We start from the raw sequence: 7,162 nt of genomic DNA, 5'->3' as shown, positions 1-7,162 counted from the left end.
AGACCTCTTGGAGGGTGGAGTGACCACTGGCATAAAGAGAACAGCTATTCACGGAAGTTATAAAGACTTGCGTCAATTATCTTAATTGAACCGCCGTATACGGAACCGTACGTACGGTGGTGTGAGAGGACGGGAGTTAATCGCTCCCTCCTACTCGATTTGCAGAAAAAAGGAGGATATGATGATGGAAACGGAACAATTAAAAATGCCGACAAAATATGATCCGAAATCAGTAGAAGAAGGAAGATATGATTGGTGGGTGAACGGAAAATTTTTTGAAGCTACAAGTGATCCTGATAAAGAACCATTTACGATTGTTATCCCTCCACCAAACGTTACAGGAAAGCTTCATTTAGGTCATGCTTGGGATACGACGTTACAAGATATTTTAACGAGAATGAAACGAATGCAAGGTTACGATGTATTATGGTTACCTGGAATGGACCATGCAGGAATCGCTACGCAAGCAAAAGTTGAGGAAAAACTTCGTAACGAAGGGAAAACTCGTTTCGATTTAGGTAGAGAGGCATTCGTTGAAGAAACTTGGAAATGGAAACAAGAATATGCCGGACACATTCGTTCACAATGGGCAAAACTTGGTTTAGGACTTGATTATAGCCGGGAACGATTTACATTAGATGAAGGCCTATCAAAAGCTGTACGTGAAGTGTTTGTATCCCTTTATAAAAAAGGTCTCATTTATCGTGGGGAATATATTATTAACTGGGATCCTGTGACAAAAACAGCTTTATCTGATATTGAAGTTATTTACAAAGATGTAAAAGGTGCTTTTTACCATATTCAATATCCTTTAACAGATGGTTCTGGTTATATTCAAATCGCAACTACTCGTCCGGAAACAATGCTTGGTGACGTGGCTGTAGCTGTTTATCCAGAAGATGAACGTTATAAACATTTAATTGGGAAAACAGTGAAATTACCGATCGTTGGTCGTGAAATTCCAATTATTGCTGATGATTATGTAGATATGGAATTCGGATCTGGGGCAGTAAAAATCACACCAGCTCATGACCCGAACGATTTTGAAATCGGAAACCGTCATAACTTAGAAAGAATATTAGTTATGAACGAAGACGGAACGATGAATGAGAAAGCTGGGAAATATCAAGGCTTAGATCGTTTCGAATGTAGAAAACAAATCGTGAATGATCTAAAGGAGCAAGGATATTTAATTAAAATTGAAGACCATGTTCACTCTGTCGGTCATTCGGAACGAAGCGGTGCAGTTGTTGAGCCATATTTATCTACCCAATGGTTCGTTAAAATGAAGCCGCTTGCTGAAAAAGCAATTGAGTTACAAAAGACAAATGATAAAGTTCAATTTGTTCCTGAGCGTTTTGAAAAAACGTATTTACATTGGATGGAAAATATAAGAGATTGGTGTATTTCTCGCCAATTATGGTGGGGACATCGAATTCCAGCTTGGTACCATAAAGAAACTGGGGAAGTTTATGTTGATCATGAACCACCAAAAGATATTGAAAATTGGGTTCAAGATGAAGACGTACTAGACACATGGTTTAGTTCAGCACTTTGGCCGTTTTCAACGATGGGATGGCCTGATACCCAAGCGAAAGATTATCAACGCTACTATCCAACAAATGTATTAGTGACTGGATACGATATTATTTTCTTCTGGGTATCCCGAATGATTTTCCAAGGATTAGAGTTTACCGGAAAACGTCCGTTTAAAGATGTATTAATTCACGGGTTGGTTCGTGATGCAGAAGGAAGAAAAATGAGTAAATCACTTGGAAACGGCGTTGACCCAATGGATGTTATCGAACAATATGGTGCCGATTCCTTACGTTATTTCTTAGCAACAGGAAGTTCACCTGGTCAAGATTTACGCTTTAGTATGGAAAAAGTGGAGTCTGTATGGAACTTTGCTAATAAAATTTGGAATGCATCAAGATTTGCTTTAATGAATATGGGCGGATTAACATACGAAGAAATTGATTTATCAGGTAAAAAATCTGTTGCAGATGAATGGATTTTAACGAGATTAAATGAAACGATTGAAACGGTTACGAAGCTAGCGGACAAATATGAATTTGGTGAAGTTGGCCGTGCGCTTTATAACTTTATCTGGGATGATTTATGCGACTGGTACATTGAAATGGCGAAACTTCCATTATACGGAGAGGACGAAGAAGCGAAGAAGACAACTCGCTCTGTTTTAGCTTATGTCCTTGATCAAACAATGAGATTGTTGCATCCATTTATGCCATTTATTACAGAAGAAATTTGGCAAAATCTCCCTCATCAAGGAGAATCCATTACTGTTGCTGCTTGGCCAACAGTTGATCCAAGTTTAACAAATGAGAAAGCTTCACAAAATATGAAACTACTTATGGAAGTGATTCGTGCCGTTCGAAACATTCGTGCCGAAGTACAAACACCTATGAGTAAAAAGATTAAAATGATGGTGAAGCCGCAAAATGAAGAAGTGTTGAAAGTATTAACAGAAAACCAATCTTATATTGAGCGTTTCTGCAACCCAGAAACATTAACGATTTCTCTTGATGCAAGCTCAGAAGGAAAAGCGATGACAGCCGTTATATCTGGTGCAGAAATTATCCTCCCACTAGAAGGATTAATCAATATCGAAGAAGAGATTGCTCGTTTAGAAAATGAATTGAAGAAAATCAACAGCGAAGTCGAACGTGTACAGAAAAAATTAAGCAATGAACAATTTGTGAAAAAAGCACCTGAAAAAGTCGTAGAAGAAGAACGAGCAAAAGAAAAAGATTATTTACAAAAACAAGCAATTATTCAAGAAAGAATTAAGGAATTAAAAAATATTTAATTATCTTTTCAAGCAAGGGATTTCCACCTTGCTTTTCCATTGAAAAATCAAAATTCTTCGGTTTAAATTATAATTGCCGAAGATTAGGAGTGTGGCTGTCCGAATTTCGATTTTGGACAGCCCATCTTATGAACAGAGAAATGGGGGACGCACAATGTTTCAAACTTACAATGAAGCATTACATTGGATTCACAGTCGGTTGCGTTTAGGAATGAAACCAGGACTAAAACGTATGGAATGGATGTTAGAACAATTGGGACATCCTGAAAGAAATATTCGATCCATTCATATAGGTGGGACAAACGGAAAAGGATCGACAACTTCGTTTTTACGCTCAATTTTACAAGAAGCAGAGTATATGGTTGGGACTTTTACATCTCCCTATATTGAAACGTTTAATGAGCGGATTAGTATTAATGGTCGTCCTATTTCAGATGAGGATATTCTTATTGCAGCTAATAAGATAAAGCCACTGGCGGATGAATTGGAAAAAACAGAATTAGGTGGACCGACAGAATTTGAAATCATCACAACGATGGCGATTTACTATTTTGGAATGATGCAACCAGTAGATGTCGTTATTTTTGAGGTTGGTTTAGGTGGACGATTCGATTCAACGAATGTTATTCATCCGATGCTTTCCATTATCACGAATGTAGGGTATGATCATACGAATATATTAGGATCAACCTTACAGGAAATTGCGAAGGAAAAAGCAGGTATCATTAAAAATGGTGTTCCGGTCATCACTGGTACAAACAACGAAGAAGCATTAGAAGTGATTATAGCAACTGCGCTTGAAAAAAAATCTCGTTTATTTGTTTTAGGTGATCATTTTGCCATTCAAAACTATAAACCGACTCAAGAAGGCGAGCAATTCTCTTTTCAATCGTTATTTGTAACATATCATGACTTAATAACAACGATGAAAGGGAAACATCAAACGGAAAATGCTAGTTTAGCCGTTATGGCAGCCGTTTATTTGAAAACTTTTTTTGCCTTTCTCATCGAAGAAGAACATATTCGAAACGGAATCCAATCCATGTACTGGCCAGGCAGATTTGAAGTACTTAATGAACATCCATTAGTGATTGTAGATGGAGCCCATAATCCAGAAGGAATAGAACGCTTGTTAGAGACGATTATACATCACTATCCAGATAGAAAAATTCATTTTCTATTTACCGCTTTAGACGATAAAAATATAGTAGAAATGATTCGAAAACTAGATGAGTACGCTGAATCTATCGCATTTACAGAAATAGATATGCCACGCGCATCGAAAGCGGACAAATTATATGAAAAATCGAATTCAAAGGAAAAACGATTAGTAATAGATTGGAAAGAGTATTTAGATGGTTCCATCAAAAATTTAACAAATGGAGATCTCCTTGTCGTTACTGGATCATTATATTTTATTTCCAATGTGAGAAAATATTTAAAAAATAAAAAATAGGAAAAAAGAATCAAATCATACCTGTGACAAATGTCGTGTTTTTTGATAAAATAGAATCATCTTCCAAAAATTCACTTTTGAGGTGGAGGAGGTATGACTCCACCTTGTTATATTGCATTTATAATTTTTACATTTAATTTTCTGAATATTTTGTGTTCGGATAAAATGAATCAAAAAAGGGGGGAAGGATGGATGAATGTTGGAAAAGCAAAAAGATATACGATATGGATTATATGGGCGGTTGTTTTTCCGATTTCCATCATTTTTTCATTCATCATTTCTCCACCTTTAATAGAAGGAAGAATTCCAGATGTTATATGTTTTGCACTTTTAGTTCTTATCTCTTCCTCTATACCAATAGTTATTAACGGCATTCCCATTTATTTTGTTCAGTGGATTTCGCTTGTTATTTTTTTAGAATTTGGTTTAGCAGTTGAAATTTTAGTGCTTCAACTATCTGTCATCGTTCTTTTGTGGAATTTAGGCGTTAATAAAAATGATTTATATCGATTACCACTAAACTCGATTATGTTTCTCTTTATGTCCATTGGAAGTGCACTTGTATTCTATGGTCTAGGAGGAACACATGAAAACTATGAAATTAACAATTTTTATTCATTAAGTCTTTTAGCCGTTTATTTAATCGTCAACTTCATCTTGAATCAATTATTGCTCATGATGATAACTAAGTGGGTACATAATAAGAAACCAACTATTTTCACTCGTGATTTAATTTGGGAAGTTGTTTCTATCATTGTAGTCTTTCCGATTAGCATCTCGCTTTTTTATTTATATAACTCCATGGGATTATATAGTGTAATTATATTAGGACTTCCTTATTTATGTATTTCTTATATTTTAAAAACCTATAATTCTACTGAAAAAATCAATTATTATTTGAAAAAGGCTGTGGAAATTGGTCGTCAAATGACAGAGCGGCTCAATCGAAATGAAGTGTTGGATGTCTTTATCGATCGGCTTTCAAAAATGTTGCCAGTCGATTATTTATACGTTTTAGATGCGGTTAATGATGACACGTTAGAGGTCATCAAATGTTATGAGAATGGAAAACAAGTAGATTTACAAATTGAACCGATGAAAAGAAAAGAAGGCATTTCTGGCCTTGTGTGGGAAACGAAAAAGGCAGTATTATTCCATTCGAAAGATGAGTGGGTACATATTGTCCACGGGTATATGCCAGAGGATGTGGAAAGCATTTTATGTGTACCAATCATGAAAGATAAGGAGGTAAGTGGTGTTTTATTATTAGCATCCAAAAATAAAAAAGACTTTGCCAATTATATGTTAATGATCGTTGAAATATTATGTTCCTATTTTGCGATTGCTTTAGAAAATGCAAGGCATTATGAAAAAACGAAATTGGAAAGCGAACGTTGCGTGTTAACTAATTTATATAATTATCGTTATTTTTCTTCGGAATTAGAAAGGCAATTTGATCAATTAGAACTTAAAAAATTGGACAAACTTGCGCTTATTTTAATTGATATTGATCATTTTAAAAAGATCAAAGATACATATGGTCATGAAAGTGGAAATCAAATTTTAGCTCAATTTGCTCAACTATTGACATCCATTCTTGCTAATAAAGGTACATTAGCAAGATATGGAGGAGAAGAATTCGCCCTGTTATTACCGAATTACTCCAAAAAAGAGGCATTTCAACTTGCTGAACATATTCGTTCCACCATCGCAGAACGTGAATTTGTATTATATGATGATTTGGCGGAAGTTAGAAGAAGATTAACGGTAAGAATAACGGCATCCATTGGCGTGTCAGCCGCACCGGATGATACGGATGACCATTTATCATTAATCAGATATGCAGACCGTGCATTATATACCGGTGCAAAACAAGTCGGCAGAAATAAAGTTGCGCAATATGGAAGTTAATCCAAGTAGTCGTCTACTTGGATGTTTATTTATAAGGATCTAGTAGAAATTGTTGACAGGGGAGTTTTCGAATGAGGAATCAGAAAGGATTTACACTTATAGAAATATTAGCTTCCATCACGATCTTTTCACTTTTAATCATTCTCATTCTACAATTGACAGGCAATATTCAATTATTTGATCAAAAAGAGAAAATACGTGAACAGGCAATTGTTATTGCTAATGATGTTTTAAATGATACCTTAGACGAGATTGCGTCTATGGAAACAGTTCCGACTGTCGGATCGATTCAAAAGAAATTAAAAATTGATGAATATAGTGTTGAAGTTTTTGATACTGACCTTCATTCATCTCCTCATTTACCGAAAGCACCAATTGCAATTACCGGGGTTGCCCAATTACAAAATGGAACAAATCTTTTGCCACGCTTGATTGTCGTCACTGTGGGGTGGAATGAGTGATTAAGGATGAAAAAGGAATCACACTAGTTGAAATACTTGCTGCCATCACGATCTTTTTTATGATTATTGGAGCGATTTTTACGGTATTATTACAAGCTGATTCGTTCCTCGATGAAAAATTGGACCAATATATTAAAGAAGGAGATACCGATCGTACCAAAATGGTGGTCCTTGAAATGACATCCAATGTTGTTGAATTGAAATATACACAAGGAGAAGAAATCATCATACGGTCATTAAATAATGAATGCTTTTCTTTACGAAGAAATTCGGAACAACAATCATTACATTATTATTCATCCCAATGTAACGACGTTGAAAATTTTTCCTATGGAAATGGGAATCTATTATTAAAAGAAATAAATAGTATCCGACTATTTGAGCATGGAGAAAAAGAGTTAAAAGAAGGAAAACATTTGGCTCTCTCTTCTAGCTTACAGATGAAGATTACTGGAAAAGAGGAGATTCGTCATTCCTTCCGTTTCATAGAAAAGTAATGTGGCT

General features: G+C 35.4%; 5 protein-coding genes. All 5 read left to right on the top strand.

Annotation, left to right across the window (positions count from 1 at the left end; all coding sequences use genetic code 11):
• Positions 1-184: 184 nt before the first annotated feature.
• Complete coding sequence (locus AC3ASS_RS08850) at positions 185-2,830, top strand: valine--tRNA ligase (protein WP_488283165.1); 2,646 nt, start codon at positions 185-187, stop codon at positions 2,828-2,830.
• Positions 2,831-2,984: 154 nt separating this feature from the next.
• Positions 2,985-4,286 (top strand): bifunctional folylpolyglutamate synthase/dihydrofolate synthase, encoded by a 1,302-nt coding sequence (locus AC3ASS_RS08845; protein ID WP_488283164.1) that lies wholly within the window; start codon positions 2,985-2,987, stop codon positions 4,284-4,286.
• Positions 4,287-4,478: 192 nt separating this feature from the next.
• Positions 4,479-6,197: a sensor domain-containing diguanylate cyclase gene (locus AC3ASS_RS08840; RefSeq protein WP_488283163.1), complete on the top strand. Its 1,719-nt coding sequence runs from the start codon at positions 4,479-4,481 to the stop codon at positions 6,195-6,197.
• A 71-nt stretch (positions 6,198-6,268) separates the two neighbouring features.
• Positions 6,269-6,658: a prepilin-type N-terminal cleavage/methylation domain-containing protein gene (locus AC3ASS_RS08835; RefSeq protein ID WP_488283162.1), complete on the top strand. Its 390-nt coding sequence runs from the start codon at positions 6,269-6,271 to the stop codon at positions 6,656-6,658.
• Entirely contained in the window at positions 6,655-7,155 is a 501-nt protein-coding gene (locus tag AC3ASS_RS08830) for a PulJ/GspJ family protein (RefSeq protein ID WP_488283161.1), read from the top strand. Before AC3ASS_RS08835 ends, AC3ASS_RS08830 begins: the two co-directional genes overlap by 4 nt.
• Positions 7,156-7,162 lie beyond the last annotated feature (7 nt).

Source organism: Bacillus sp. JST-5, from assembly GCF_057747715.1.
Note: the sequence above shows the minus strand (reverse complement) of the source record. Positions and strands in the feature narration are given on the sequence as shown.

Bases quoted from the DNA above. Each gene is read 5' to 3' on its own strand.
- AC3ASS_RS08850 (WP_488283165.1), top strand. From the start codon at position 185: ATGGAAACGGAACAATTAAAAATGCCGACAAAATATGATCCGAAATCA.
- AC3ASS_RS08845 (WP_488283164.1), top strand. From the start codon at position 2,985: ATGTTTCAAACTTACAATGAAGCATTACATTGGATTCACAGTCGGTTG.
- AC3ASS_RS08840 (WP_488283163.1), top strand. From the start codon at position 4,479: ATGAATGTTGGAAAAGCAAAAAGATATACGATATGGATTATATGGGCG.
- AC3ASS_RS08835 (WP_488283162.1), top strand. From the start codon at position 6,269: ATGAGGAATCAGAAAGGATTTACACTTATAGAAATATTAGCTTCCATC.